This window comes from Achromobacter ruhlandii (assembly GCF_902859695.1).
GTDB classification, from domain to species: domain Bacteria; phylum Pseudomonadota; class Gammaproteobacteria; order Burkholderiales; family Burkholderiaceae_B; genus Achromobacter; species Achromobacter ruhlandii.
The window spans coordinates 70,905-97,128 of record NZ_CADIJL010000004.1; the positions used below are offsets into that span (position 1 = coordinate 70,905).

The 26,224-nt window shown below is 65.6% G+C and carries 24 protein-coding genes; 10 read left to right on the forward strand and 14 right to left on the reverse strand.

What is annotated here, in order from left to right:
* Window positions 1–213: 213 nt before the first annotated feature.
* The 9 genes from HV742_RS06915 to HV742_RS06955 all read left to right on the forward strand — a co-directional run bounded on the left by HV742_RS06915 (window position 214) and on the right by HV742_RS06955 (window position 11,387).
* A complete protein-coding gene (locus tag HV742_RS06915; protein WP_003097513.1) occupies window positions 214–906 on the forward strand; it encodes a heavy metal response regulator transcription factor in 693 nt (230 codons plus the stop codon).
* The gene (locus HV742_RS06920; RefSeq protein ID WP_003121551.1) at window positions 890–2,314 is read left to right on the forward strand and encodes a Cu(+)/Ag(+) sensor histidine kinase; all 1,425 of its coding nucleotides are present in this window, start codon (window positions 890–892) and stop codon (window positions 2,312–2,314) included. The genes HV742_RS06915 and HV742_RS06920 overlap by 17 nt, the downstream gene beginning before the upstream one ends.
* A 634-nt stretch (window positions 2,315–2,948) precedes the next feature.
* Window positions 2,949–3,275, forward strand: coding sequence for a DUF2933 domain-containing protein (locus tag HV742_RS06925; protein ID WP_003090285.1), 327 nt, complete (start codon window positions 2,949–2,951; stop codon window positions 3,273–3,275).
* 18 nt (window positions 3,276–3,293) lie between these two features.
* Window positions 3,294–3,593, forward strand: coding sequence for a heavy-metal-associated domain-containing protein (locus HV742_RS06930; RefSeq protein ID WP_003090284.1), 300 nt, complete (start codon window positions 3,294–3,296; stop codon window positions 3,591–3,593).
* Between the two features lie 8 nt (window positions 3,594–3,601).
* The gene (locus HV742_RS06935) at window positions 3,602–5,269 is read left to right on the forward strand and encodes a DUF3141 domain-containing protein (protein WP_023098518.1); all 1,668 of its coding nucleotides are present in this window, start codon (window positions 3,602–3,604) and stop codon (window positions 5,267–5,269) included.
* A 295-nt stretch (window positions 5,270–5,564) separates the two neighbouring features.
* A complete protein-coding gene (locus HV742_RS06940; RefSeq protein WP_003090282.1) occupies window positions 5,565–6,698 on the forward strand; it encodes an acetate/propionate family kinase in 1,134 nt (377 codons plus the stop codon).
* A gap of 217 nt (window positions 6,699–6,915) precedes the next feature.
* Window positions 6,916–7,368 carry a MerR family transcriptional regulator gene (locus tag HV742_RS06945; protein WP_009516039.1) on the forward strand — a complete coding sequence of 151 codons (453 nt, stop codon included), beginning with the start codon at window positions 6,916–6,918 and terminating at the stop codon, window positions 7,366–7,368.
* 154 nt (window positions 7,369–7,522) lie between these two features.
* Window positions 7,523–8,851, forward strand: a complete 1,329-nt coding sequence (locus HV742_RS06950; protein WP_023098519.1) for a class I SAM-dependent methyltransferase — start codon at window positions 7,523–7,525, stop codon at window positions 8,849–8,851.
* Window positions 8,852–8,957: 106 nt separating this feature from the next.
* Window positions 8,958–11,387, forward strand: a complete 2,430-nt coding sequence (locus tag HV742_RS06955; RefSeq protein ID WP_023098520.1) for a phosphoketolase family protein — start codon at window positions 8,958–8,960, stop codon at window positions 11,385–11,387.
* A 177-nt stretch (window positions 11,388–11,564) separates the two neighbouring features.
* Here HV742_RS06955 and HV742_RS06960 read toward each other — a convergent pair whose 3' ends face one another.
* Entirely contained in the window at window positions 11,565–12,167 is a 603-nt protein-coding gene (locus HV742_RS06960; RefSeq protein WP_023098521.1) for a TetR/AcrR family transcriptional regulator, read from the reverse strand.
* A 105-nt stretch (window positions 12,168–12,272) separates the two neighbouring features.
* Here HV742_RS06960 and HV742_RS06965 point away from each other — a divergent pair, with 105 nt between their 5' ends.
* Window positions 12,273–13,103 carry an SDR family oxidoreductase gene (locus HV742_RS06965; protein ID WP_023098522.1) on the forward strand — a complete coding sequence of 277 codons (831 nt, stop codon included), beginning with the start codon at window positions 12,273–12,275 and terminating at the stop codon, window positions 13,101–13,103.
* An 8-nt stretch (window positions 13,104–13,111) separates the two neighbouring features.
* Here the strand turns inward: HV742_RS06965 and HV742_RS06970 are convergent, their stop codons facing one another.
* The 13 genes from HV742_RS06970 to HV742_RS07030 form a co-directional block, all read right to left on the reverse strand.
* The gene (locus HV742_RS06970; RefSeq protein WP_023098523.1) at window positions 13,112–14,374 is read right to left on the reverse strand and encodes an MgtC/SapB family protein; all 1,263 of its coding nucleotides are present in this window, start codon (window positions 14,372–14,374) and stop codon (window positions 13,112–13,114) included.
* Window positions 14,371–15,426: a type II glyceraldehyde-3-phosphate dehydrogenase gene (locus HV742_RS06975; RefSeq protein ID WP_023098524.1), complete on the reverse strand. Its 1,056-nt coding sequence runs from the start codon at window positions 15,424–15,426 to the stop codon at window positions 14,371–14,373. The genes HV742_RS06970 and HV742_RS06975 overlap by 4 nt, the downstream gene beginning before the upstream one ends.
* Before the next feature lie 27 nt (window positions 15,427–15,453).
* On the reverse strand, window positions 15,454–16,986 hold the full coding sequence (locus HV742_RS06980) for an ABC1 kinase family protein (RefSeq protein WP_174818326.1): 1,533 nt from the start codon (window positions 16,984–16,986) through the stop codon (window positions 15,454–15,456).
* An 86-nt stretch (window positions 16,987–17,072) separates the two neighbouring features.
* Window positions 17,073–18,104, reverse strand: a complete 1,032-nt coding sequence (locus tag HV742_RS06985) for a hydroxyacid dehydrogenase (RefSeq protein WP_023098526.1) — start codon at window positions 18,102–18,104, stop codon at window positions 17,073–17,075.
* Window positions 18,101–18,355, reverse strand: coding sequence for a hypothetical protein (locus HV742_RS06990; protein ID WP_023098527.1), 255 nt, complete (start codon window positions 18,353–18,355; stop codon window positions 18,101–18,103). The genes HV742_RS06985 and HV742_RS06990 overlap by 4 nt, the downstream gene beginning before the upstream one ends.
* On the reverse strand, window positions 18,352–18,996 hold the full coding sequence (locus HV742_RS06995) for a DUF6629 family protein (protein WP_003121541.1): 645 nt from the start codon (window positions 18,994–18,996) through the stop codon (window positions 18,352–18,354). The genes HV742_RS06990 and HV742_RS06995 overlap by 4 nt, the downstream gene beginning before the upstream one ends.
* 53 nt (window positions 18,997–19,049) lie before the next feature.
* Window positions 19,050–19,949: a ribose-phosphate pyrophosphokinase gene (locus tag HV742_RS07000; RefSeq protein WP_023098528.1), complete on the reverse strand. Its 900-nt coding sequence runs from the start codon at window positions 19,947–19,949 to the stop codon at window positions 19,050–19,052.
* Window positions 19,946–21,499 (reverse strand): thymidine phosphorylase family protein, encoded by a 1,554-nt coding sequence (locus HV742_RS07005; protein WP_023098529.1) that lies wholly within the window; start codon window positions 21,497–21,499, stop codon window positions 19,946–19,948. Before HV742_RS07005 ends, HV742_RS07000 begins: the two co-directional genes overlap by 4 nt.
* Window positions 21,496–22,857 carry an MBL fold metallo-hydrolase gene (locus HV742_RS07010; RefSeq protein WP_003090261.1) on the reverse strand — a complete coding sequence of 454 codons (1,362 nt, stop codon included), beginning with the start codon at window positions 22,855–22,857 and terminating at the stop codon, window positions 21,496–21,498. The genes HV742_RS07005 and HV742_RS07010 overlap by 4 nt, the downstream gene beginning before the upstream one ends.
* A 25-nt stretch (window positions 22,858–22,882) precedes the next feature.
* A complete protein-coding gene (locus HV742_RS07015; RefSeq protein WP_003121538.1) occupies window positions 22,883–23,380 on the reverse strand; it encodes a TPM domain-containing protein in 498 nt (165 codons plus the stop codon).
* Window position 23,381: 1 nt separating this feature from the next.
* Complete coding sequence (locus tag HV742_RS07020) at window positions 23,382–24,287, reverse strand: TPM domain-containing protein (protein WP_023098530.1); 906 nt, start codon at window positions 24,285–24,287, stop codon at window positions 23,382–23,384.
* A 1-nt stretch (window position 24,288) separates the two neighbouring features.
* Entirely contained in the window at window positions 24,289–24,900 is a 612-nt protein-coding gene (locus HV742_RS07025; RefSeq protein ID WP_009516025.1) for a LemA family protein, read from the reverse strand.
* Window positions 24,897–26,222: an MFS transporter gene (locus HV742_RS07030; protein ID WP_023098531.1), complete on the reverse strand. Its 1,326-nt coding sequence runs from the start codon at window positions 26,220–26,222 to the stop codon at window positions 24,897–24,899. The genes HV742_RS07025 and HV742_RS07030 overlap by 4 nt, the downstream gene beginning before the upstream one ends.
* Window positions 26,223–26,224 lie beyond the last annotated feature (2 nt).

Sequence of the window (26,224 nt, forward strand, 5' to 3'; positions counted from 1 at the left end):
CGCCACCCCATCCTGAGCGGCACAGTTCGACGCAATGCAGGTCATGCTATGGGTTGGGCACTTTCCATCGAATGACCCCTGAATTACATTCATGTAATGTTCGTGTCATGTTCGTGGAAGCTGGCAACCAGTAAATTGCTGATTGAAAGTGGATGAATGCGTACATCGTGAGCGGCTATTTTTCCGCGCCGTAGCGATTTCATGGGACATGCGATGAAACTGCTGGTCGTTGAAGACGAGAACAAGACGGCGGATTACGTCCGCCAAGGTCTCATGGAGGCGGGATTCGTCGTGGATCTGGCGCGCAACGGATTGGACGGACACCACCTGGCCATGGGCGAGACATACGATCTGGTGGTCTTGGATGTCATGCTGCCGGATGTCGATGGTTGGCGCATCGTGCGTGCCCTTCGAGATGCCGGTAAACAGGTCCCTGTGCTCTTTCTGACGGCGCGTGGCGGTGTAGACGACCGTGTCAAGGGATTGGAACTGGGAGCGGACGACTACCTCGTCAAGCCATTCGCGTTCTCTGAGTTGCTGGCGCGGGTGCGGACGCTGCTGCGACGCGGAAGCGCTCCGAGCCAGCCTGATCGCATCCAGGTTGCCGATTTGGTGCTGGACTTGGCGCGCCGGCGCGCAACGCGCGCTGGCCAACGCATCAATCTCACCAGCAAGGAGTTCGCGTTGCTTGAGCTCCTGGCCCGTCGCCAGGGGGAGGTCCTTCCACGTTCTCTGATCGCGTCGCAGGTATGGGACATGAATTTCGACAGCGACAGCAACGTCATCGATGTAGCCATCCGCCGTCTACGCGCGAAGATAGACGATGCGTTCAATCCGAAGCTCATCCACACCGTGCGTGGAATGGGATACACGCTCGATGCGCCCGATGATGCCCCTGCGCCATAAGCCGCGGCAAAGCCGTCCAGCGTCGCTTGCATTGAGGGTCACGGCCCTCGTTGGTATCGCCACGACCTTGGTGTTTCTTGTGTTCAATTGGGTCATTCTCCGGTCGTTGGAGCACCACTTTGCTCAACAGGATGCCCACGAACTGGAGGCAGTGACAACCGCTTTGGCTCAGCCCTTGCACCAGCTTGCAAGTGACATCGCAAGCGACGAACTGAAGCAACACTTGGCCAACGCAGTCGCAGGACATCATGGGATGACGTACGGCGTCTACGATGGGGCTGGCAATAGCATCTATGCCACGCCCGGTCCTGACCTGTCTAAACTTGCCAGTAGCAAAAAGTTGGTCAACCGCATCACCGCTGACGATTTGATCGTGTGGCAGGAGGATCAGAGGTCATATCGAGGTGTGGTGCTGCAACTGCCTGCTGACGATTCAGCGGCGCCCGGCTACCGCATCGTCGCTGCCATGGACATCGGCTTTCATCTCGACTTCCTGGCGGAGTTCAAGCGCATGCTCTGGTGGGCAACCGGCTTGGTCATGTGTCTGGCGCTCGGTGTGGCTTGGCTGGCGGTGCAGTGGGGCCACCTGCCGATTCGCAAGGTCAATGAAGAGATTCGGGCGATTCGCTCTTCAAAGCTGGATGTGAGGCTGGATCCTCGGGATGTGCCGATCGAACTGGCGGAACTGGTATTCGCCTTCAACGATATGTTGGCGAGAATCGAGGAAGGCTTCACCCGGCTATCACACTTTTCCGCAGACATCGCGCACGAGTTGCGCACGCCCGTCACCAACCTGGTCACGCAGACTCACGTGGCGCTTGGCCAGCCGCGCAGCAACGAGGAATACAGAGAAATCCTCTATTCAAATTTGGAAGAGTTTGATCGGATGGGACGCATGATTGGTGACATGCTGTTTCTTGCCCAAACGGAAAATGATCCCCGCAACTTGCGTCTGTCTACCATTGATCTGTCCGAATTGGTGCGGAGTCTGTTCGACTATTTCGAGGCGCTGGCAGAAGATAGCGGCATTACGCTTGGTGTTAAAGGGGCGATCGGCAGCATAGCGGCGGATCGGGAAATGCTCACCCGGGCGCTGAACAATCTTCTCTCGAATGCAATTCGACACACGCCTCGCGGCAAGAGCATCACGGTCTTGCTTTCGCAGGATGAGCAGTGGACAACGATCAGTGTGGTCAATCCCGGTGAGAGAATTCCTGAGCGCGATCTACCAAAGCTCTTCAACCGCTTCTACCGAGTTGATCCGGCACGGCAACGAAATACGGCGGGCGCCGGTCTTGGCCTTGCCATCGTGAAATCGATTGCGGAGGCACATGGTGGCTCCGTTGCCGTGACCTCCAGTGAGCTTGTCACCAGGTTTGACTTGGTATTGCCCCATCTGCGGCAGTAGTCCGAGGGCGCTGCGGTCCGTCCAGCCAACTGGCGTATCTCTTTGCCTGATTCTGGGATCTACCCGGCCGGCCACGTTGCTACGCGAGCGGGACATTTTTTCTCCGTGACTGCCACGTGCCCAGTCCTAGCGGCAGGCGCCGACATCATGCGCTTGTGTATCCCATCGCTACGTCCACACCGCACGCGAGGGCCTTTGCTCGGCCGCGATCCGGTCACAGTTCCGGACACCGTTCGTAGATAGCCTCCGATCGGTGCCGAACGTCTGCCTGCTCGGCACATCTGTCGCGCGCTCACTTGGCGGTGTGCGCTGAGCCCCTGAGGTGAGCTGGTCTGCTGGTTCGCTGCGCGGGGTATGTACCCCGTAGCTGGGTACAGAGAGTCTTTTTGATCAAGATCAAGGTACTGCCTTCACCTCAGCTCTATGCTGAGCTTAACAAGCCACATTTGGCACGGGTCGATCATGCTCAGAAACTATCGAGGACTTTTTAGCGGGGCCATGGAAATCTCCGGTGTTCAGCCCCATTCTTCTGGCATACCTGTTTTATGGATGGGCCTGATCAGCGCCCTGCACGGCACTCGAATGCGGGAATCTCGCCAATCGACAAGGGTCAACTTCACGAAGGAGCATCGCCATGAATATTCCGCCCGATCGAAGTAAGAGCACAGGAAACGGCCCGAACTGGTCTCGCATCAACCAGTGGCTGCTGTGGCTCGGCCTCGCCGCCGCCGTTGCCTGGATGTTCTACCGCCACAACGCCCATCTTCTGCAACTGCTTCCCTTCCTCTTCATCCTCGCCTGTCCGTTGATGCACATCTTCGGCCATGGCAGTCACGGCGCACATGGCGGTCATGACCATCAAGATCAGCCGCCTCGGGGCGATGAAGGGGGTTCGCCTGCGCGCCAATCAGACGACCGGAGCCGCCCGAAATCCGTCGACCAGTCCGGGCACCACCACTGAAACCACCGGAGCATCATCATGGAAACCATCGAACTCAAGGTTGCCGGCATGACCTGCGCCTCCTGCGCGAACTCGGTCAGCAAGGCGCTCAAGCGCGTAGCTGGTGTGCAAGACGTGCATGTCGATCTCGCTCGCGGCGCAGCGAGTGTCACCGGCGACCAGACGGCCCAGAAGACGCCTGAGCTGATCGCGGCCTTAGCTGCCGCGGGCTACGAGGCATCCGCTGATTCCTCGCCGGGCATTGCGGCGGGTGCCGGTGCCTCCCATGCGCCGGCCGCTGCCCGTTCAAAGGGGCATGGCGGCTGCTGCTGCCGCTGATCGACGCCATGGACGCACGCACGAACTCCCAGGGTATCGCCGCCGCACCGCTTGGGCTCTTTGCTGCCTACTGGGGCGACATGCTGTGGCGGACCGTCGCGTCCGGCGAAGCGCTGAGACAGCGCGCCAACAACATGACCGAACACGAAGCGGCGGGTATGCCGCCGCTGCTCCACTTCGAGTCAGAGCAGGTGGCTGACGGCCACGACTTGCAACCGGCGAGCAACTACCGGCTCCTGCGTGTCACTCGCTGTGGCACCGACGCCTTGGAGAAGCATGTGCGCAAAGGCGCCGCGCCGGTGCTGGTGGTCGATCCACGCGCCGGCCACGGCCCTGGCATTGGCGGCTTCAAACGCGATTCTGAAGTTGGCATGGCACTGCTCGAAGGCCATCCCGTGTACTTCGTAGTGTTCGATCCGGAGCCCGTCGAGGGCCAGACCATGGGCGCAGTCGTCCAGACCCTGGCCACATTCATCGACATGGTGGCCAAGCGCCACCGAGGCAAGGCCCCGATCGTCTACGGCAACTGCCAAGGCGGTTGGGCGATCACGCTGGCGCTGTCGCACTGCGAGCACCGTGCCGCCTTGGCAGTGCTCAATGGCTCGCCGCTGTCGTACTGGGCAGGCGAGAGAGGCATCAACCCCATGCGGCTGCTCGGTGGGCTCACGGGCGGCATCTGGCCGGCGCACTGGGCGTCGGACCTCGGCGCCGGGCGATTCGACGGTGCCTGGCTGGTCCAGAACTTCGAGGCGTTGCGGCCCGAGGGCGTGTTCAAGAAATACGACACGCTCTTCGCGCAGCCGGAGACTGAGCGCGATCGCTTCCTGGAGTTCGAGCGTTGGTGGAATGGCTTCTACCAGCTTGCCCGCGAGGAAATGTTGTCGATCGCAGGCGATCTTTTCGTAGGTAATCACCTGGAGAGCGGCGAGGTCGTGGTCGATGGCCACTGCCGCGCGGATCTCAGCCGCATTGGCGCACCGCTGGTGGTCTTTTGCTCCAACGGCGACAACATCACACCGCCCCACCAGGCGCTCGGCTGGCTCAAAGCGGTATATCCGACGACCGCAGACCTGGTGGCGGCGGGCCAGCGCGTGGTGTACCTGCTGCACCAACATGTTGGCCACCTTGGCATCTTCGTCTCCGCGGGGGTGGCGCGACGCGAGCACCGCGCCATCTTGCATCATGCCGAATCGATCCAGGCACTCAAGCCTGGACTCTACGAGATGGTTCTGGAGGACAGCGCCTCTTCGGAGTCGGCCGCCGCTGCGCAGTTCCAGCCGCGGCGGCTGGAAGACCTGCCTTACGACGCCAACCCGGCGGGGTTCGACAAGGTCGAAGCACTCTCGGAGATCACCGAGCGCTTCTATTCGCAGTGGGTGTCGCCGTGGGTCCGCTTCGCCGTCACCCCCGACTCGGCTCGTGAACTTCGCGCGCTGCACCCCATGCGCGTCAGTCGCAAGGTCTGGTCCGAGCAGGTGACCCCGGCCCTGGCGCTGCTGCCATGGGTGCAACGATGGCTTGAGCAGTGGAGTGCGCAGGATCCCCATCGGGTCGAAAATCCTTGGTATCAGCTTGAGCGAACTGGTGCAGACGCGATTGGGCAGGCCATGGAATCATGGCGCAAGAGCCGGGACCTGTGGGCTGAGCTTGTGTTCGAGCAGGCCTATGCCAACTGAACGACCCTCCACTGTGGCTGCAAAAAGAGACGCTCACGGGTCGCAAGCAGCACGCTCCTTGTCGGAGGCGATGCGCCTGCCACGGCCGATTTCGCTTTTCAGCGTCGTCCAGGCACGGATCAAAGTTGGATTCTCCCGTATCACCACGCCAGCAACGGCGCTACAGCATCGGAAGCATGGGCCTGATCGGCGGCCTCGCGTGCTGCTAGCGCCGAGCGAGACTTGGCAATTCGATCTGATGAACGTTGCCAATGGCGGCGACGTCGGCACTGACCGGCGCTGACGGAGCTCCGACATGCGCGTCCTCGCCATCAATGCCGGCAGTGCGACCCTGAAGTTCGGAGTTTTCGAGTCGGCTCGTACCTTGCCATTGATCGACTCGGCGATTGATCATCCTGCGGTGGATGCTGCGACCTTCGAGGAGATCGAGCGGCACTTGCACAGGGCGGGTGTCACAACGCTCGATGGCATTGGTCACCGCGTCGCACACGGTGGCCCACTGTTGAGCAACGCGGTGCTCGTGGATGAAGAAGTCGAACGCGAGATCGGCAAGGCTTCGGCTCTGGCGCCGCATCACAATCCTGCCGCATTGGCCGGCATACGCCTGACCCGTGAGCGTTGGCCCGGCGTGCGCCACGTCGCGGTCTTCGACACCGCTTTCCATGACGACATGCCCGAATACGCCCATTCCTATGCTGTTCCGCCATCGTGGCGCGCGGCAGGGGTACGGAGATACGGCTTCCATGGCCTGTCCCACCAGGGTGTACTGGCCGCCGTCAGCACCGAGCTGAAACGGCCGCCGTCAGAACTTCGTATCGTGAGCTGCCACATTGGAAGCGGCGCCAGCGTCTGCGCGATCGATCGCGGAAGGTCGGTCGATACATCTATGGGAATGACCGCGCTTGAAGGTCTTGTGATGGGCACGCGCTGTGGAGACCTCGACCCTGGCGTACCCGGCTTCGTCGCACGCGCACTGGGTTTGACGTTGGCGCAGATCGAGGCGGCGCTTTACAGCGACAGTGGACTCAAAGGATTGTCGGGTGAGAGTTCGGACCTGCGGATTGTGGAGAAGCGCGCGGGAGAAGGAGTCGCAGCCGCCCAACTGGCAATGCAGGTTCACGCGTACCGCGTGCGCAAATACATCGGCGCCTACGCCGCCGCGATGGGCGGTTGCGATGCTGTGGCCTTCACTGGCGGAGCTGGAGAAAATTCGGCCGCGTTGCGTCGGCGCATCGTTGATGGCCTGGAGTTCATCGGCCTGGAACTAGACGAAGAGCGCAATCGCGCCTACTCGCCCAACACTGAAGTCGCCCAGTTGCAGTCATCCCGATCCGCCGTCGCCGTGCTGGTGGTTCAAGCACGCGAGCAGTTAGCGATCGCGCGTGAGACGTTCCGAGCGCTGAATGACCAGGCAAGTGGTTTGGTATAGGCAATGAACTGGGACAAGACCACGATAATTCTTCCTCCGGGCCGGGAGCCACGCCCGTTGATGCTCGCGCCGATGATGGTCCAGTTGCCCATCCAACCGCACGTTGAAGGAAGAAACGGAGCGGTTCAGACACCGGGCCCTTGACCCATGTGCAGCACCTGGGTTCAAACTCGCTCGAAAGTGAAGGGATTCAAGACAACCTTGCTGGAGGATGGTGATGCAACTCATTGAATGCGCCAAGGCGGCAGGCGTCACACCGGACACGTTGCGTCACTACCTTCGGGTGGGGCTTGTGGTGCCCGATGGCCGGGGCACGAACGGCTACCGCGCATTCTCGGATCGAAGCGTCGCCCGGGTTCGTTTCATACGCAATGCATTGGCCCTCGGCTTCACGCTCAAGGACGCTGCAGAGTTTGTCGAGATGAGCCAGCGCGGTGCATCGCCTTGTCCGCGCGCGCGGGCGCTGCTGAGCGAACGGCTTGACGAGCAGGCCCGGCGGCTGAAGGAGGCGACAGATTTGCATCGCCGCATGCAGCAGGCAGAGCGCGACTGGAAGCGGCTGCCGGACGGCGTCCCGGATGGCCATTCCGTCTGCGGTTTGATCGAAGGAGCGGATGCGGACGTTCAGCGCAATTCGGTGCGCGCGAAGTCCCGTCGTGTACGCGCATGAATCGCTCTGATCATCGTCGACATTCCCCGGCATCACGACGCTCTACGTACATGCGGTGCAGCGGTTGTGGTCGTGCCGATCACGCCAGCGCCAAGTATGAGTCGTCTATCCACTTCGCAGCATCCGCTGCACACGAGCGAGCGAGGCGCCCCCAATGAGCCACCTCACGACACGGGATCGAACCGTATCGCCCGACGGATATGCCGCCGCGCTACGGATCTTGCGCCGGCTGCTGGCCGGCATCGAGCGCCCGCCGGCGTTGCGTCTGGGCGATATGCTCTTGCACGAGCTCGAATCGCACCCGGAATACACCCTGATCATCCGTGACCCGGGTCTGCTGCGTCGCTTGGTCCTGCGCCCGGATCCGCTGCTGCTGGCGGAAGCCTATTTCCGCGGCACCATCGACATTGAGGGAGACCTGTACACCGCGCTCGGGCTCAAGGCGCATTTCGAGAGGTTTTCGCTCTCTTGGCGCGACAAACTGGCCCTGTTGCGCGACGCACTGCTGCTGCGCGTGTCCGACCAGGACGGGTTGAAGCCCTCGCGGAGTCTGGCCTCGCGCGTCGCACGTCGCTTCTCCCATCGCCATTCGCGTCAAACCGATCAGGCCGCGATCTCCTTTCACTACGATGTGTCCAACGCGTTCTATGGACTCTGGCTCGATGCCGAGAGGGTCTACTCATGTGGCTATTTCAAGGCGACGGATGACACGCTGGACCAGGCTCAGTGCAACAAGCTGGAGCACATCTGCCGCAAGCTGCGTCTGCAGCGAGGCGAACGCCTGCTCGACATCGGCTGCGGCTGGGGCGCGCTCGTATGCTGGGCGGCAAGAGAACATGGCGTCCGTGCGCACGGCATCACGCTCAGCCAACAGCAACTTGAATACGCGCGCGAGCGCATCCGCTCGGAGGGCCTGCAGGATCTCGTCACTGTTGAACTGCGCGACTACCGTGACCTCGAAGGCACGGCCGTTTTCGACAAGGTGTCAAGCATTGGCATGTTCGAGCACGTGGGACTCGCGAACCTAGCGGCCTACTACGCCGTGGTCCAGCGGGTTTTGCGGCCAGGAGGACTCTTCCTCAACCATGGGATCACCCATGACGAGGAGGGCTGGAACCGAACCGTCGCGACCGAGTTCATCAACCGCTACGTCTTCCCCGACGGCGAATTGGACTGCGTCAGCAATATCCAGCTAGGGATGGAGCGCTCCGGCTTCGAGATCCATGACGTCGAAGGTCTTCGACCCCACTACGCGCTGACCTTGCGTCATTGGGTCCAGCGGCTCGAAGCGCGCCGGGAGGAGGCCTTGCGGGAGGTCGATGAGGTGACCTTCCGCATCTGGCGCTTGTACATGGCGGCGTGTGCACTGGAATTCGAGGCCGGGGGAACTGGGATCTACCAGATCGTCGCGTCCAAACGCGACGGCGGAAGCTGGCCCGTGCCCTTGACCCGCTCTGATCTTTATGGAGAACACCAGCCATGAACGCTAGATGGCCGTGCCGCTGGCGCGCGAAAGACGATCGCAGACGCCAGCCTTCCCAATCTCGCCGTCGCGCTTACCTGCGTACCGGCTCTCAAGGACTTTCCACATGAACCACGAGCTTCCCTGGGTCGCCGAGCGCGTCCGCGTGTTCCGCGAGTCTGATCCCGAGTTCGCCCGCTGGGCGCGCGGCCACGGCCCCATCACCCACAACGATCTCACGCAACTGCGAGTCCACGATCTCGCACAGGTGCTGGTTGCCGAAGGCAAGGCGAGCGACACAACCGCGGTGTATCGCACGCTTTGGGCGGCGGACCGCCTGGCCGTGGCAGGCATGTGGTTGACGGTTCACATGACCTATGCCGACCGGGTCTATCCCGATGGCCGGGGGATGAGAGCCGAGGATTTCAAGGAGACGCCGGAGGGGCATACCGGTGGGTCGCTGAACATCGTGCCGGCCTATGTCGGCTACCTGGCCGCGAACGCGCTCAGTGGGTTGACGCGTGGCTGGTTGATGGGCCAGGGCCATTGCGTCGCGGGCATCGATGCCTGCAACCTTCTGGTGGGCAACATGACGCCGCGCCACGCCGAGAGATACGACCGCAGCGAAAGCGGCCTCACGCGCTTTGCCCGGGATTTCTATAGCTACGCGATCGACGCACAGGGGCGTCCCGCCTCGCCGCTGGGCAGCCACGTCGGCCCGAATACGGCAGGCGGTCTGTCCGAGGGCGGCTATCTCGGCTTTGCCGAACTGCAGTACGTGCACATGCCCTTGCCCGGCGAGCGGCTGGTGGTGTTCCTCAGCGACGGCGCTTTCGAGGAGCAGCGTGGCAGTGACTGGGCGCCGCGCTGGTGGCGGGCAGAAGACAGCGGCTTCGTGGCTCCGTTCATGATCCTCAACGGTCGCCGCATCGAACAGCGCAGCACCATGCAGCAGCAGGGGGGCCGAGAATGGTTCCACCAGCATCTGCGGCTGAACGGCTTCGACCCGATGGAGATCGACGGCACCGACCCCGCCGCGTTCGCCTGGGCCGTTCACGCGATGGAGGAGCGGTTGTCGGCCTGCGCGGCTGGAGTTTCGCAGGGCACCGTTCAGTACCCGGTACCCCTCCACTACACCATCGCCGAAGCGCCCAAAGGATTCGGCTTCCCCGGTGCTGGAACCAATGCCGCGCACAACCTGCCGCTGGAGGGGAACCCCCGGGTCGACCAGATAGCGCTTCAGCAATTCAACGAGGGTGCTCGCGCTCTCTTCGTGCCGTCGCACGAACTCGACGAAGCGGTGGCACTACTGTGCCGGCACGAAGTGCAGCATCGTCCCCTGGAGCGGGACCATGCCCTGGCGCACCGCCAGGTGGCGGCCCCCAGACTTCCGGTTCCGCAGTGGCATGTTGCGGGCCAGGGCGAGGTCTCGCCAATGGCGGCACTCGACGGAGCCTTCGCGGCCCTCGTCCAAGCCAACCCACAGCTGCGTCCGCGGGTGGGCAATCCGGACGAGCTGCGCAGCAACCGCATGGGCCAGACATTGGACCTGCTCAAACACCGCGTCTTCACGCCCGAACCGGGCCTGGCGGAGGCCGTCGATGGCGCCGTGATCACGGCGCTCAACGAAGAAGCGGTGGTCAGCGCGGCGCTGGGCAACAAGGGCGGCATCAACTTGGTCGTCTCTTACGAGGCATTTGCCGTCAAGATGCTGGGCGCGCTGCGCCAGGAAATCCTGTTCGCGCGACATCAGGCGCAGGCAGGCACACCACCCGGATGGCTGTCGGTGGTCACGGTTGCGACGTCCCACACCTGGGAGAACGGCAAGAACGAGCAGTCGCACCAGGATCCGACGCTGGCCGAAGCGCTGTTGGGCGAAATGTCCGACACCTCGCGCGTGTTGTTCCCGGTCGATGCCAACAGTGCCGTTGCGGCGCTGCGCGCGGCCTACGCCTCGCATGGCCAGTTCTGGACGCTGGTCGTTCCCAAGCGGGCCGTCGCCAGCCAGTTGAGTGCCGAGCAGGCCGAACGCTTGGTCGATCAGGGTGGTTGGGTGGTGAAGCCCTGCGACGCCCCCGACGTGTTGCTGGTTGCCATCGGCGCATACCAGCTACAGCAGGCCCTGCTTGCGGCGCGGCGCCTCGAAGCCGCTGGACATCGGACCGCAGTGACCTGCGTCATCGAGCCGGGCCGCTTCAGAGCACCCCGCGACGAACGCGAGCAGGACTTTGTGGCCGGCGACCAGGCCTTGCGCGCCCTGTTCCCGGAGACTGCCGCCGTGCGCGTCATCGTCTCGCACATGCGACCCGAGCCGACGCTGGGCCTGATGCGTCGGATCGATACAGGGGCGCGGCAGACCCGTGCCTTGGGCTACCAGGCGCGCGGCGGGACACTCGATGTGGCCGGCATGCTGTTCGCGAACCGTTGCACGTGGGCGCACGTCGCGGCGGAGGCCGCTCAAGGGCTCGGTGTCGATCCGCAGAGCTTGCTGAGCGCCGAGGAGTGGGCGGCCGTGCAGGGGCGTGGCGACCCGCGCGTCATCACGGTCTCGGCTTAACCCCCTTCCAGCACGACCCACGACCGGACGCTGATTGCGCCAACGCACTCTGCTTCTTCATGTGCGTTGCCAGGTCGCACTGGGTTCGGATGTCTGACGAATGGCTGTGGGACCGATGGCCACGTCGCGCCTGAATGTCGTCCTCCCGTGCCAAGTAGCACTTCCTTGTCCGGGCGTTCAGCGCGAGGCGTCAACCATTTTCCTGCGCTGGAGAGGGGATTCGCCAGGCGAAAGCATCCGCGCAATCGCCAACTGAATCGCCCGTCTGCGCGCCTCGTGCTCCTGCGAATCCCTCGCCGCCGGTGCCATGCACCACGTTTGCACGACCGTCGCTACCAGTCGCACGATCTCATCAGGCGTGAAATCCGCGGTGATGCGTCCTTCCGCCTGGGCAGCGGTGATGGCCGCATGTTTGGCTTCCAGTACGCTGTGACCGGCGGGAAGCAGGAGCACTTCTTGGCCTCGCTCCAGGTGGAACCAGGTCATGAGCCGCCATAGGTGCGGCCGCTCGGTGAGCAAATCGTAGGTGCGCCCTGCATAGCCGGGAAGATCGTCCGCATCGAAGCGCTCGTCCTGCGCCGCGGCGAGGATTTCCCGGCTGAGCACGGCGTCGAAGAGAGCCTCCTTGTCCCCGAAATGGACATAAAGCATCGGCTTGCTGATGCCTGCAGCCGCCGCGATCCGGTCAATTCGTGCCCCCGCCAGCCCGTTCTCGGCAAATTCCCCCAGCGCAGCGTCCAGCAGCATTTGCTGGGTCTCGGCGGGACGTCTCTTGGCCATGGGCCGTTACTCCTCAACAACATTTCATCCGAGCGCCCATCATCGCTTGACACGGGCGCCATTAACTTACAAACTAGTTGGTAAGTAAACCACAGGAGTGCATTTATGTCCAGACATTGGTTCCTCACCGGCGCATCCAGCGGCATCGGTCGCCATCTTGCCGAAATCATCCTGGCTTCGGGGGATGACCTCACGGCCACCGTCAGGCGTCCCGAGACGCTCGACGACCTGGCAGCACGCTACGGTGACCAGCTCGTTGTCGAACGGCTCGACGTGACCGTGAAGGGGGACATCGCACCCGTGGTCCAGCGCGCCGAGGCCCGCCGCCCGGTCGATGTCCTGGTCAACAACGCCGGCGGCGGCATCATCGGCGCCACCGAAGAGTTTTCCGACGCGGACATCGAAGGGCAGATCAGCCTCAACCTGCTGGCGCCGGTGCACGTCACGCGGGCTTTCATTCTCGCCATGCGCACACGGCGAGCCGGTCGGATCATCCAAATCTCCAGCGCCAGTGGCCAAGGCTCCCTGCCGACCAGCAGTCTTTACCACGCCGCGAAATGGGGTCTGGAAGGCTTCAGCGAATGCCTTCGCCAGGAACTGGAGGGGTTTGGGGTCTTCGTCACACTCATTGAACCGGGCGGCGCACGCACGAGCTTCAGCCGCAATTTGCAGTACGCGCTGGCGAACCCCGCCTATCAGGACACGCCTGCTGGACAGATTCGCGCGATGTTCGAGAACGCGGGTGACGAGTTGTACACGCTCGATCCGCAGAAGATCGCGCACCGGATCTTCGACACGGCCACGAGCGAGAAGCCACCGCTTCGGGTGGCGCTGGGCGGTGACGCCTTCGGCGTCATCCAGGCGGCGCTCAAGGGCAGGCTGTCTGCTCTTGAAGCGCAGGAGAGTCTGGCGCGATCGGTGGCCTTCGATAGCTGATCGCTGTTTCAGGTCAAGCCCAGGGCGACGGCAAAGCCAGCAGCAGCCATGGCCGCGTACGACGGCAGCACTCTCCATGCGAGCGCCCTACCGGCCAGCGACATCAACAGGACAAGTTTGGTGACCTGATTGACGGATGCGGCGATGAACAAGGCCAGGGTGGCCGAAGCGGCGGTGACGGCGCCCTCGGTCACCAGGCGGCCAATCGAGAGCGTGATCGCATCGACGTCCACCAGACCCGAGGCAGCGGCGGTCAGCATGACGCCGGCATCCCCGAAGCGATCGGCAAGAAAGCGGCCTGCCAGCATCACCGCGGCCAGGAAGGCTGCGAACTGGAGCGCGGAGCGCAGCTGCAATGGGTTGCCAAGCTGAAGTTCGGGCAAGTCGTCGGCGGGCGACCGCGCTGCCAGGAACGTCCCCAGAACACCGCCAGCCACGGCCATGGCCACGAAGATGACCACCGGGTCCCAGCCGATGCCGGGGGCTGCGATGGCGACGAGAGCCGCCATGCGCGCAAACATGGCTGCGCAGGCGAGCGCCGCCCCCGCCGCTGCCAGTGGACGCCAGCCTGGCGTCTGCCCGGCCCAGCGCGCCAACGTGGCCGTGGTGGCGGTGCTCGACACGATCCCGCCGAGCAGCGCTGTGAATACCAGCCCTCGTTTCCTGCCGAGCGAGCGCATCAGGACGAACCCAGCGAACGACAGCACTGCCAGCAGGACAACGGCCCACCAAAGGCGATAGGGATTCAACGCCTCATAGGGGCCAAAGCCACGATCAGGGAGTACGGGCAGTACGACCACGCTGATCAACAGCAACTGCGTGCCGCTGCTGATCTCCGCCTCGGACAGCTTGCCGACGCCGGCGTGCAAGAGCTGCTTGAAACGCAGCAGCGCCAGCACGACCACGGCGGCGACCGCCGAAACGCGCCAAGCGCCACTGGTCGCCAGCGCCCCGATGGCGAAAGTCGCAAGGGCGGCGACGGACGTGGTCAGTCCCATCACGGCATGCATATGCGCCGTCACCAGGTAGCCCACCACCAGATACACCCCGACGAGTACGAGCAGCGCGATGAGCATGCCGGCTCCCCAGCGCTGGGCCAGCAGCCCGCCAAGGCCGCCGAGCAGGCCGATCAGCGCAAAGGTGCGAACGCCCGCGACGCGATGTCCCTCGGGCCGCTCGCGTTGCTGCCATCCCCGTTCCAGGCCGATCAGAAGTCCCGAAGCGAGTGCCAGCCCGAGCCCGACCAGCGCGGGATCATCGAATTCACTCATCGTCGAACCTGGACGCGGTCGCGGATGAAATCACGCTGCAGTCCCAGCGAAGCATCGGTGCGCGCCATCGACACCTGGGGATCGGTCTCGATGCCGCTCAAGGCGCGAATGGCATCGATGGTTTCGGGAATCACGATCGCCTGGTTGAAGACCTGGTAGGTGTAGTACGCCTGATCGCCTTCGACCGAAAGCACGTCCTCCCACAACGCGACCTCCCACAGGTCGCCGCGCGGGCGGCCGAGATCGGCCATCAGTTCCACCGTGCTGTTGAGGGCCACGAGACCATCCGAGGATCGCACGAACGCGATCCGTGGCGCAGCGCGAAAGGCCGCCAGCACCTCGTCGCGCGTGGCCGGCCTCGTCAGTTCGACCCACCAGGTGTGCAGGTGGCTGCTGTTGTGCGGCGCCTTGACCGCGATCGTGACGACGTCCAGGTCCGGGATCACAGTGCGCGCGTCCGGTCCCTGATGGCTGGGGATCGTCTTCTCCGGCACGAGCGTGTTGATGATGCCCTCCGCATGCGCCTCCCACGGGTCGGAAGCCCGGCGGATCAGCGTCCCGCGGGCTCGCTTGAGCAGGCCCGCTGTCCGAAGCGCCCCGAGGGTGCGCACGATCGACGTCGTGTTGCAGGACACCACCCGGGTGGAGGTGCGGCCGATCGCGGTTGCGTAGTTCTCCTGCGCGACGAACGAATGACCGGTCAACGCGTGGGACTCGCCGCCATGGAAGATGGACTTCACACCGGCAGCGTCGTACGCCCTCTTGTTGACCGCGGCGACTTTCTTGGGTGTGCAATCGACCACGACGTCCGCGTTGGCGAGCAGGTCGGCCAGATCGCCCGCGACAGGAAGCCCCGCAGCACGCATCGATTGTGCGGCTTCAGCGGTCGCCGCGTAAATCGGGAAAGCGCGCTGCGCGGCCACCTGCAGGCGATAGTCGTGCACCACATCCGCGACGCCGGCTAGCGCCATGTCCTCCTGGAGTGCGACCGCATCCGCCACCCGCTTGCCGATCACACCGTATCCGTTCACCGCCACTCTGACCTTGTTCATGCCTGACTCCTTGCTTGATGAGGCGCCTCAGCCGCGGCTGCGCGCGATGGAAAACGTGAACCGGATCGCCAGCGCATAGCCCAGCAGCGCGAGTACCGGCATGTCGCCCCAGCGCGGGCCCACGCCGTGCTGCATCAACAAGCTCGATGCGATGTACAGGCCGAGCGTCACGAGCGCCAGCGCGACGCGACGGCCGAGGCGGTCGATCCCGCTCAGCATCCTGGCATCCGGCTTGATCGACAGTTGCAGCAGGTCACCCTGCCGCAAGACGCTGTGCAGACGCCGCGCCAGCAGGGAGGGCAGGGCGTGGGCCGCGTTCCCCAGTTCATAGGGCAGACGCTGCGATGCCGCAGACTTGGGCTCGTCGAAGACGCCCGTGGTCGTGTGGCGAGAGATGGCTTCGATGATGGAAAACTCGGGTGCCAGCAGGCGCACCGTCCCTTCGAGCAACAACAGGGTACGCGTGAGCACGAGGAGGTCCCTGGGCAGCCGGACTTCCTGGGTCCGGCCCGCCGCCACGAGCTGCGCGAGAGCACCTGAGAGCGACCAGTCCTTCAGCGGCCTCTGTGCGCAGTCTGCGACCAGGGCACGCACGACAGGCACGAACACGGCCCGATCGGTGCCGTCGCCGAGCAGGCCCAGGTCGAGCCAGGCATCGACCACCCATTCGGCATCCTGCTCGACGAAGGCCAGGGCGAACGCCACCAGCGCCCGCCGCATGTTGCCGTCGACCCGGCCCACGATGCCGAAGTCGTGCAGGCATATGCGGCCATCGTCCATCACGAAGACGTTGCCGGGATGGGGGTCGCCGTGGAAGAAGCCATCGCGGAAGATCTGGGCGACGTAGCTGTCCACGAGTTTGCCCGCGGCCGCCACCGCGGTGGACGAAGGCAGACCGTGCAGGTGAGCTCCGTGGCTGAACTGCTGGACCATGACGGTCGGCGTGCACAGGCCGTCCACCACGTCGGGGATCACGATGTCGGCAGAGCCGCGCCAGGCGTCGGCGAAACGTCGCACGGAAGCTGCCTCGCGCGACAAATCCATCTCGTAGCGGAAGTTGGCCGCAACCTCGTCCACGATGGCTGCCAGCCCCCAGCGACGCAGCGAGGGCACGAGCCCCTGCATGACCAGGACGATGCGGCGCAGGATGCGCATGTCGGTCTCGGCCTGCTCGGCCGCGCCAGGGCGGCGGATCTTCACCACCACTTCCGTCCCGTCCGGCAGGGCTGCACGATGAATCTGGGCGATCGAGGCCGCGGCGAGCGCGTGCATGTCGAAGCGTGCGAAGAGCTGCTGCCATGGGCGGCCGAGCGCCGCCTCGACCTCCTGGACCGCCTGCTCGGGAGGAAACGGCGCCACATTGGCCTGCAGGCTGGCCAGAGCCTCTTGCGCATCGGGCGCCAGAATGTCGGCCCGCAGGCTGAGATGCTGGCCCAGCTTCACGAAGGTCGTGCCCAATCGCTGCAGCACTTCGGCGAAGCGGTCGGCCGCCCGGTGGGTATCACAGCGCATCAGGCCCCGGTGCCAGGCCACCCAGAGCAGGAACCCGCTCAGGGCCATAGCGATCTGCGTGGCCCGGCGCAGCGCCGAGCGTTGCGTTGGGCGGCCCGCAAGACGCACGGTGGAAACGGGGCGGTTCGGTCGCGTCATGGCTCATCCAACCTGTTGCGCAGGCGGCCCGCATGCCAGGCTGCGATGTTCGAGATGGTCTCGTCGAGGATGCGCGCGATCGCCTCCGACGTATTGAACCCGACATGCGGTGTCACGAGCACACGCGGATGCGTCAGCAGTGGGCTGGATGCCGACCAGCCGGTATCGCAACCCAGTCCGCCGCAGCCCGTGGGCACTTCGGGAGACAGATCCCCTTCCTGTTCCAGCACGTCCAGTCCTGCTGCGGCGACGGTACCTGCCTCCAGTGCGTGCAGCAGGGCGGCCTCGTCGATGAGCGCACCCCGTGCCGTGTTGATCAGTACCATGCCCGGTTTCATGCGCGCGAAGGCCTGCCCATCGAGAAGGTGGTGCGTGGCCTGCGTGGCCGGAACATGAAGGCTCAGAACATCGCTGCTTTGCAGGATCTGCTCCCACGTCACCACGCGGACGCCGGCGATGGGCGCTGCCGTGATGTCGAGCGATGGGGCGAGGGCCGGGTCGTACGCGAGAACTTCCATGCCGAAGCCCAGGGCGATACGGGCCACGTGGCGCCCGATCCGGCCCAGCCCGACGATGCCCAGCGTCTTGCCTTCCAGCTCGAAGCCGGTGAGGCCGCGGTAAGCGAACGAACCTTGGCGCGCCCGCTCGTGGGCTTGTGTCAGATGGCGAGCCACGCCCAGCAGCAGCGCGAAGGCATGTTCGGCGACGCTGGCGGACCCATAGTCCGGCACGTGGCACACGGCAATGCCGCGTCGGCGGCAAGCCTGCAGGTCGATGTGATCGAAGCCCGCGGAGCGCGTTGCCACGAGCCGCACGCGCGGCCGCAACCGGAGCACCGATTCGTCAACGCGCGTGCGCACGAAGACGCACAGCACCTCGGTGTCTTCATCGCCGACATCGGATACCACCAGGCGTTCGTTCTGGACGAAATGCGCGTGCCAGTGGGTCGGAAGCCGTTGCTGCAGCGCGGCCTGGTCCGCCGGTGCGATGTCGGAGAACAGAACGGACAGACGGTTTTGTGCGGTCATGAGCCCTCCTCGATTACCCGGTGCAGGGACAGGATGCAGAACGCGGCGATGAAGTGCCCGATCTTGGTGCCTTGCGCGAGTCCCGCTTGCGCGAATACCGTCGGCAGCCGGCCGGCGACCGCATCGCGCATGGTCTCGAATCCGTCGAGCAACTGAACCGTGAAGAACGCCGCGCGGCGCATCGGGCCCTGCGTGGGGCCGCAGTCCGCGTAGGCCAGTGCGGGCTTGAATCTGGCCGGAGGATTCGTCATGGTACGGCCAGCCTCGCTCGGGGCTCACGGAACTGCCACAGCACGATGAAGCTGAGCACAGCGGCAAAGAAGCACCACACCGAGATGAACCAGGTTGCATAGAACATGTAGGCGGCGATTGCGGAGACAAAGGCGGCCACCCCAAAAGCCGCCACGCGCCGGTGGCTAGAAACCATCAGGCTTGCGCAGGTGCCGATCAGATACAGGGCCATCGTGGTCATCACGTAGAAGTGCGGCGAGTCGTAGAGGATGTGCTGGCCGACCACGCGGGCCGTGATGGGCAGCTTCACCAGCATCGCCAGCAGGTACAGACCGACGAGCGCGCCCGCGACTGCAATGGCCACCAGAACCCGACGGCGCCAACGGACGCTCTCCAGCGCCAGCGCAGCCAGCGGGACGTAGATCGGCCACAGGACGTGCGAGAAGAACGAGTAGAGATGCGTCAGCGCCACGTTCAGCAAGGGCGCGCGGTCGGGGAACGTCAGCCACAGCATGCCTTCGAGCAGTTGCTGGACCCCGAACAGCAGCGGGATGGCGGCATACGGCAGTTCGCGCCGTGAGCGGGCCCGGCGCATGGTGACGGTCCCCAGGCCCAGCAGAACCGCTGCGGCCGTGAAACTGGCGGGTGCGGAAAAGCACATGGGCAGTCATCTCCCCTCGATCGTGAGCGTCATGGCGAGCGCGGCGCAGCGGCTCATGGCGCGCCGGCTTCCATCAGTTCCTGCACCGCTGTCGCCAGCGGTGCCACCACGCTGATGCCGTTGGAGACATGCGGCACGGTGTCGCAGGTCACCACCCGCTGGGGCCCTGCCGCAAGAAGTGCGTGGTACGCGTCGGCGGCGAACAGGGCGTGCACCCCGATGCACACCGGTGGCGGCAATCCCACGCTGCGCACACTGGCGATTGCCTGGATCATCGTGCGCGCGCTGGACACGATGTCATCGATGAGCACGGGCTGGCGGTCTGCCAGGGCCGCGGTGTCGGGAAGGCTGACCTCCACGTCCTTGTCGCCCCGGCGGATCTTCTGCAACACCGTGAACGGCGCGCCAGCCAAGCGCGCGACTTCCTGGACCCATTGCTCGCTTTCCGCATCGGGTCCGATCAACACGGGACGGTCCACATGGGCTGCGACCCAGGCCGCGATGGCGGGCGCGGACTGGACCACACGGGTCGGCACCCGGTAGACCTCGCCGAGCGAGCGGTAGCGGTGCAGATGGGGATCGACGGTGACGACACCGTCGAACACCGTCGACACCAGCGCAGCGAACGTGCGGGACGTGATGGCTTCGCCCGTGTTGAAGCGCCGGTCCTGACGCAGGTACGCCAGGTACGGGGCAGCCAGCAACACGCGGGTGGCGCCGAGGTCGCGCGCTGCGTCCGCGGCGAACAACAAGGGCAGCGCCTTGGCGTCCGGCTGTGCCAGGCTGGCCACGATCACGACGGTGCGGCCGGTGACGTCGGCGTCCAGCCGCACCAGCGACTCGCCGTCCGGGAACCGGTGCAGTTGCAGGGCAGCCCGCTGCGCGCACAACGCCCGGATCAGTCCATCGGCGAAGTCTTCGTCGCCCGGCAGGTGAAAAACGAGAGGTTTCATAGGTTCTCCGAAATCTGGAAGATCGGTGGGCGCGAGCGGACGAACTGCAGCGCATAGGCCAGCTCGCCCGGCGCCTGGGCGTGCAGCGTGAAGAGCGGCTGTCCCGCTTCGACCTGGTCGCCCAGGCGCGCATGCACGTCGATGCCGGCGGCAGCGGCGGTCGGTGCTCCGGCGAGCTTGGCCGCCCGCGCGAGCAGCCGGTTGTCGATTCGGGAGACCCGTCCCGTGGACGGCGATGCGACGGTGTGCCGATGCGTTGCCACCGGGATGCTGCGCAGGCCGCCCTGCTCAGCGCAGATCGCCTGGAACGTGGCCCAGGCGCGGCCGTCGGCCAGCACCTGCGTGGCGAGCGTCAGGCCGCCGCCGGCGGGCGCTGCACCGCCCATTTCGAGGATGTCCGCCGCCAGCCGCAACGCTCGCTCCCGCAGGTCGGCCGGGGCCTCGGGCGTCCCTTGTAGGACGGCCAGCACGTCGCGGGCCTCCAGTGCCGGGCCGATCCCGCGGCCGACCGGCTGCTCACCATCGGTGACGCGCAAGGCCACGTGCAGGCCGATGGCGCTGCCCACCTCCTGCAGGCGCCGACCGAGCGCCGCCGCGGCCTGCGCGCTGCGCACTTTGGCGGTGGCACCCACGGGCAGGTCGATCAGCACATGGGTCGAGCCCGCAGCGGCCTTCTTGGACAGGACCGAGGCGACGAGCTGGCCCTCGCTGTCCAGGTCCAGCGGCCGCTCGACGCGGATGAGGATGTCGTCGGCGGGGCTGAGCCGTACCGAGCCGCCCCAGACGATGCAGCCGCCCGTGCGTTCGACCACGCGCCGCATGCTCCGCACATCCAGGTTCACCGGCGCCAGCACCTCCATTGTGTCGGCCGTCCCGGCCGGCGAGGTGATGGCGCGCGAGGAGGTCTTGGGCGTCGTGAGGCCGCAGGCGGCCACGATGGGCACCACGAGCAGGGTCGTGCGGTTGCCGGGCAGGCCGCCGACGCAATGCTTGTCCACCACCAGCGGGCGCCCCCAATCGATGCGGTCACCGACGCCAATCATGGCTTTCGTGAGCGAGACGGTCTCCGCGAGGTCCAGGCGATCGCCGGCGCAGGCGGTGATGAAGGTGGCCAGATGCAGGTCAGAGTAATGGCCCGCCGCGACGTCGGAGATGATGGCGCTGAACTCGGCATCGCCCAGGGCATTGCCGTAGACCTTGGCCCGGACATGGCTGAGCGAATCCAGCGGCGGTGCATGGGTCACCGTGACCAGCTGGCCCGGCTGCGCCCCCAGCGACGCCCATGCCGATTCGGACAGGCCAGCGACGTTCTCGGCCAGCCAATCCCCATCGACGACGCTGAGCGTCGCCACGATGCTGCGGCGGCCGGCCGTCAGCTGCACGCGCGCCTGGGTCGTGAAACCCTCCGACCGGCAGACAGGGCAGTCGCGCCGCATGTAGACCACCGGCTCCTGATGGGTGTCGATGCCGGTGCGCCACGCCTGCAGCGTGTTCACGCCATCCTCTCCGGTGCCGGTGCCGGTGCCGGTCTCGTGCAGGTGCGCCGTCATACCAGATCCACCGTCTGCAGGTACTCGGGCACGGCAACCGACCAGCCCAGTTCATGGTCGATCCGCGCGCGCAGCGCATCGGCCGCCTCCGGCTCGCCGTGGGTCACGAAGGTTCGGCGCGGTGTTTGCGTGAAGCCGCGCATCCACGCGAGGATCTCGTCGGCATCGGCGTGGGCGGAAAGGTTGTCGAGCGAGGCCACCTCGGCGCGGATCGGCACGTCCTGGCCATGGATGCGGACGGTGGACGCGCCGTGCACGATCGCGGCGCCACGGGTGCCGCCCGCCTGGTAGCCGGCGAACAGGATGGTGTTGCGATGGTCGGGCGCGAATGACTTGAGGTGGTGCACCACGCGTCCTCCCGTGGCCATGCCACTGGCGGAGATGATGACCATCGGTCCACGACCGGCGCTGAGCGCCTTGGACTCCTCGACCTTGTTGACGATCTTCGCGGCATGGCACATGCCCTCGCATTCCTCGGGCGAGAGCCGGTGCTCGTCGCGATGGGCGTGGTACAGCCGTGTGGCATCGATGGCCATCGGGCTGTCCAGGTACACGGGCAGGTGCTGGTGGATGCGCCCTTGCTTCTTGAGCTGGTAGATGCCGTACATCAGGCTCTGCGCTCGGCCGACAGCGAACGCTGGGATGACCACGACCCCTCCACGGGCGGCCGTCTTGTTGATGACAGTCTCCAGCTGCGCCAGTGCGTCGGACGCTTCATGCTTGCGGTTGCCGTAGGTGGATTCCACCAGCAGGTAGTCGGCGCCGGGGACCTGCACCGGCGGGCGCAGCACCGGGTCGTTGGGCCGGCCGATGTCGCCGGAGAAGAGCACGGATCGCCGGCCGTCGTTGAGGTGCACGAAGGCCGAGCCGAGCATGTGCCCGGAAGGCGTCAACCGCGCGGTGAGTCCGGGCAGCGCCTCGAAGTCCTGAGAGAACGGACGTGGCGCGAACAGCTTCAGGCAGCGCTCGGCGTCCTCACGGGTGTACAGCGGCAGCGCGGGCTGGTGTTTGGAGAAACCGTGCCGGTTGGCGAACTTCGCCTCTTCCTCCTGCAGATGGCCGCTGTCGGTGAGCAGGATCTTGCACAGCTCGTGCGTCGCGGACGTGCAGTAAACCCGGCCGCGAAAGCCTTGTCGCGCCAGCAGTGGCAGGTAGCCGCTGTGGTCGATGTGGGCGTGGGTGAGCACGACCGCGTCGACGGTCTTGGGCGCGACCGGCAGCGGCTCCCAGTTGCGCAGGCGCAGCTGCTTGAATCCCTGGAACAGGCCGCAGTCCACCAGAATGGTCGCGTCGCCATGGCGCAGCAGGTATTTGGAACCGGTCACGGTGCCGGTGGCACCCAGAAATTGAAGTTGCATGGTAGGTCTCCAAGGATGTTGTCGTTCAAAGAAGGACCGGCCGATCCGGCAACTCGTTGCCGTGGTCCGCGCCCCGCGGAAAGTGCTGCACCAGCAGGTGGCTGACGGCCACGATGCCTTCCAGGGCTCCGGCCTCGAAGCGTCCCTGCGCAAACTGGGCTTCCATGCGCTGGCACACAGCCGACCACCTTTCGGCACCGCAACAGGCATGGATGCCGCGATCGGCCACGATCTCCACGGCCCGGTCGGCCAGCAGCACGTAGATCAGGACGCCGCTGTTGTGCGCCGTATCCCACACACCCAGGCGTGCGAACAGGTCCAGCGCCCGCTCGCCCGGCGATTGGTTGCGCCACAGTGGCGATCCGTCCAGCGCACCCTCGACCACGAAGCGCAGTTGGCCCCCATGCTGGAACTCTCCCGTGCGGATGGCCTGCTCGATCGCATCCAGGGCACGCGGGGGGAAGGCGCGGCGGACTGCGCGATCCGTGGTCGCAAGGTGGCGAAGAAGTCGTTGCATGTTCATCTCACCACCGTCCTGACGCGCCGCCGCCACCGAAGCCGCCGCCGCCGCCGCGGAATCCACCGCCACCACCGCCCAATCCTCCGCCCGGCCAGCCGCCTCCCCGGTGGCGCCCGTGCAGGCCGCCGTGGCCACCCATGCCGATGCCCAGCAGCGTGACGAGGAATCCCGCCAGTCCAGCCACCGCGGCCACCGCGAAGGTGCCCACCAACAGCCACGCAGCGGCACCCAGCACGCCAGCCGTGACCAGGGAGCCTGGAAGGCGGCCGAGGGCGTTGCGCAGCACTCCGCCCAGCATCAGGGCCGCGACGAACAGGAAGGGCCAGGCCTGCCCGATGTCGTTGGTCTGCCCCTGCCGCCGTGGGTCCGCCGCAGGCAGGGCCTCGCCATCGATCACCCGCATGATCTGTTCGGCGCCTGCGACGATGCCGCCGTCGAAATCGCCCTGGCGCAGGCGCGGCGTGATCACCTCGTCGATGATGCGCCGCGATACCACGTCGCTCAGCGCACCCTCGATGCCGTATCCGACTTCGATGCGCACGGTGCGGTCGTCCTTGGCCACCAGGAGCAACGCGCCGTCGTCCACCTTGCGACGGCCGAGCTTCCATTGCTCTACCACCCGCAGGGTGTACTGCTCGACGGGTTCGGGCCGCGTCGAGCGGACCATCAGCACTGCGATCTGCACGCCCTTGCGTTGCTCGAAGGCCCGAAGCTGCGCATCCAGCGCGGCGACACGATCGGCGGCGAGCGTTCCCGTGAGATCGGTGACGCGCGCCTGCAGCGGGGGAACGGCGACCAACTCCTGCGCGGACGCGACCGAAAGGAACAGGCTCAGCAGCAGCCAGGCCAGAGCGTGGGCCAGCCGAAGAGGGGCCGCCGGAGAGAGCACCGCTGTTCTGGGCGTTCTCATGTCAGGGGCGCGCCGCCGGCGCCGAGGCGCCGAAATCGACCTGTGGCGGCGCCGCCATGGCCTTCTCGTCGGCGACCGAGAAATTGGGCTTGACGACGTAGCTGAACAGCTTGGCCGTGATGTTGGTCGGGAAGCTGCGCGTGAGCACGTTGTAATCCTGCACCGCCTTCACGTAGCGCCCACGCGCCACGGTGATGCGGTTCTCCGTGCCCTCAAGTTGGGCACGCAGGTCTTGAAAAGCCTGGTTCGCCTTGAGTTGCGGGTAGTTCTCGCTCACCACCAGCAGCCGGCTCAGCGCGCCGGACAGTTCGCCCTGTGCCGCCTGGAACTTCTGGAACGCCTCGGGGTTGTTGACGAGTTCCGGCGTGGCCTGGATCGAGGTCGCCTTCGCGCGGGCCTCGACCACCCGGGTCAGCGTCTCCTGCTCGAAGTTGGTCTCGCCTTTGACGGTCGCGACGATGTTGGGGATCAGGTCGGCGCGCCGCTGGTACTGGTTCAGCACCTCGGACCAGGCGGACTTGGTCTGCTCGTCCAGCCGCTGGAAGTCGTTGTAGCCGCATCCGCTCAGCGACAGGGCAAGCGCTGCGAGCAGGGACATCAGGATCAGTCTCATGGTTCGGTTTCCGTGGAAGTGAGAAAAGTGCGGGACGGTGAAGCGCTCACCAGGACGGGGTTGGCTGGCCACCAATGCCGCGGAATGAGCAGCAGCGCGAGGGTGGCGGCCAGTGGAATCGACAGCCACGCAAAGGTGCTCTGCATCACAGCGCCGAATAGCCATCCGGTGGCGGCCGATCCCAGTGTTTGTCCGAGGCCGGCTGCCGCGGCGAGCCCTCCCATCGCGATACCGAGCCGCCGCGCCGAGGTGCCGGCAGCGAGGTAGGCCAGGGTGGGGAGCACGAGACCCGTGCCCGCAGCCGTGAAACTCACGCCGACGTACAGCCACATCTCGCTGCCATGGCGGGCCAGCATCAGGAGCCCGGCGATGCCCAGGACCATGCCGCAGGCCAGTACGCGGCGTGGGTCGGCGCGCTCCAGCAGGCCGGTGAAGAACAGCACCGCGTTGACGCCCAGCATCACCAGACTGCACTCGGCGAACATCAACGACACCTCTCGGGAGGAGAGATCGGGGTGGCGCTGGCCCTGCAGCACGATGCCGAGTTCAAAGCCGGCAAGCACGAACATGACCACACCGTTGAGAATCCAGAGCGCCAGGGAGCGGCTCCGGGGTGCTCCGTCGTGATCGGCTGCGTCCGCCTCTCCAAGGGAGGAAGGTGCGGGAAGCGTTGCGGCCAGGCCCAGCATCATCAGCGCGCCGAGCGCGGCCGAGAGTGCGATCACGAGCGTGGTCGATGAGCCCTGTACCAGCACGCTCAAGAAGCCCAGGCCGACAAGCCGTTCTGCAGCGGCGTTCAGGCCGGGGCCGAACAGGAACCCGAGCAGCGACATCGCACCCAGCCATGCAAAGCGCCTGGCGCGAATCGATTCTGGGGTGTACTGCGCGACGAGCGCCGGCACCACCGGCACGACCGCGGCCACAAAAAAGCCCGTCGCGCCGCGCAGCGCATAGATGCCGACCACGCCCAGGGACTCGGGGCGCAGCAGCGGGAGCAGGCTGGCCACGTAGCCGATCAGGCCCACCAGCAACACGCGGGCACGCCCCAGCCTGTCCGCCAGCATGCCCCACAGGGGCGCACCCAGCAGGATGCCCGCCGTGTAGATGCCGCTGAGGTAGCCGACATGGCGCGCAAGCGCCGCAGGATCCGCGTCGCCCATCAAGGGCCGCAGCCAGTCGGGGATCAAGGGCATCAGTGCCCCATATCCGGCCGAGACGACGAATACGGCCGCAGCGAGCCAACCCAGCTGCGCGACGCCGAGGTCTTGCTGGCGGGTGGGCCCGGATTCGCGCGGTGATCGCATGGCGCGGCTCTCTACCATGG

Bases quoted from the DNA above. Each gene is read 5' to 3' on its own strand.
- HV742_RS06915 (WP_003097513.1), top strand. From the start codon at position 214: ATGAAACTGCTGGTCGTTGAAGACGAGAACAAGACGGCGGATTACGTC.
- HV742_RS06920 (WP_003121551.1), top strand. From the start codon at position 890: ATGCCCCTGCGCCATAAGCCGCGGCAAAGCCGTCCAGCGTCGCTTGCA.
- HV742_RS06925 (WP_003090285.1), top strand. From the start codon at position 2,949: ATGAATATTCCGCCCGATCGAAGTAAGAGCACAGGAAACGGCCCGAAC.
- HV742_RS06930 (WP_003090284.1), top strand. From the start codon at position 3,294: ATGGAAACCATCGAACTCAAGGTTGCCGGCATGACCTGCGCCTCCTGC.
- HV742_RS06935 (WP_023098518.1), top strand. From the start codon at position 3,602: ATGGACGCACGCACGAACTCCCAGGGTATCGCCGCCGCACCGCTTGGG.
- HV742_RS06940 (WP_003090282.1), top strand. From the start codon at position 5,565: ATGCGCGTCCTCGCCATCAATGCCGGCAGTGCGACCCTGAAGTTCGGA.
- HV742_RS06945 (WP_009516039.1), top strand. From the start codon at position 6,916: ATGCAACTCATTGAATGCGCCAAGGCGGCAGGCGTCACACCGGACACG.
- HV742_RS06950 (WP_023098519.1), top strand. From the start codon at position 7,523: ATGAGCCACCTCACGACACGGGATCGAACCGTATCGCCCGACGGATAT.
- HV742_RS06955 (WP_023098520.1), top strand. From the start codon at position 8,958: ATGAACCACGAGCTTCCCTGGGTCGCCGAGCGCGTCCGCGTGTTCCGC.
- HV742_RS06960 (WP_023098521.1), bottom strand. From the start codon at position 12,167: ATGGCCAAGAGACGTCCCGCCGAGACCCAGCAAATGCTGCTGGACGCT.
- HV742_RS06965 (WP_023098522.1), top strand. From the start codon at position 12,273: ATGTCCAGACATTGGTTCCTCACCGGCGCATCCAGCGGCATCGGTCGC.
- HV742_RS06970 (WP_023098523.1), bottom strand. From the start codon at position 14,374: ATGAGTGAATTCGATGATCCCGCGCTGGTCGGGCTCGGGCTGGCACTC.
- HV742_RS06975 (WP_023098524.1), bottom strand. From the start codon at position 15,426: ATGAACAAGGTCAGAGTGGCGGTGAACGGATACGGTGTGATCGGCAAG.
- HV742_RS06980 (WP_174818326.1), bottom strand. From the start codon at position 16,986: ATGGCCCTGAGCGGGTTCCTGCTCTGGGTGGCCTGGCACCGGGGCCTG.
- HV742_RS06985 (WP_023098526.1), bottom strand. From the start codon at position 18,104: ATGACCGCACAAAACCGTCTGTCCGTTCTGTTCTCCGACATCGCACCG.
- HV742_RS06990 (WP_023098527.1), bottom strand. From the start codon at position 18,355: ATGACGAATCCTCCGGCCAGATTCAAGCCCGCACTGGCCTACGCGGAC.
- HV742_RS06995 (WP_003121541.1), bottom strand. From the start codon at position 18,996: ATGTGCTTTTCCGCACCCGCCAGTTTCACGGCCGCAGCGGTTCTGCTG.
- HV742_RS07000 (WP_023098528.1), bottom strand. From the start codon at position 19,949: ATGAAACCTCTCGTTTTTCACCTGCCGGGCGACGAAGACTTCGCCGAT.
- HV742_RS07005 (WP_023098529.1), bottom strand. From the start codon at position 21,499: ATGACGGCGCACCTGCACGAGACCGGCACCGGCACCGGCACCGGAGAG.
- HV742_RS07010 (WP_003090261.1), bottom strand. From the start codon at position 22,857: ATGCAACTTCAATTTCTGGGTGCCACCGGCACCGTGACCGGTTCCAAA.
- HV742_RS07015 (WP_003121538.1), bottom strand. From the start codon at position 23,380: ATGAACATGCAACGACTTCTTCGCCACCTTGCGACCACGGATCGCGCA.
- HV742_RS07020 (WP_023098530.1), bottom strand. From the start codon at position 24,287: ATGAGAACGCCCAGAACAGCGGTGCTCTCTCCGGCGGCCCCTCTTCGG.
- HV742_RS07025 (WP_009516025.1), bottom strand. From the start codon at position 24,900: ATGAGACTGATCCTGATGTCCCTGCTCGCAGCGCTTGCCCTGTCGCTG.
- HV742_RS07030 (WP_023098531.1), bottom strand. From the start codon at position 26,222: ATGGTAGAGAGCCGCGCCATGCGATCACCGCGCGAATCCGGGCCCACC.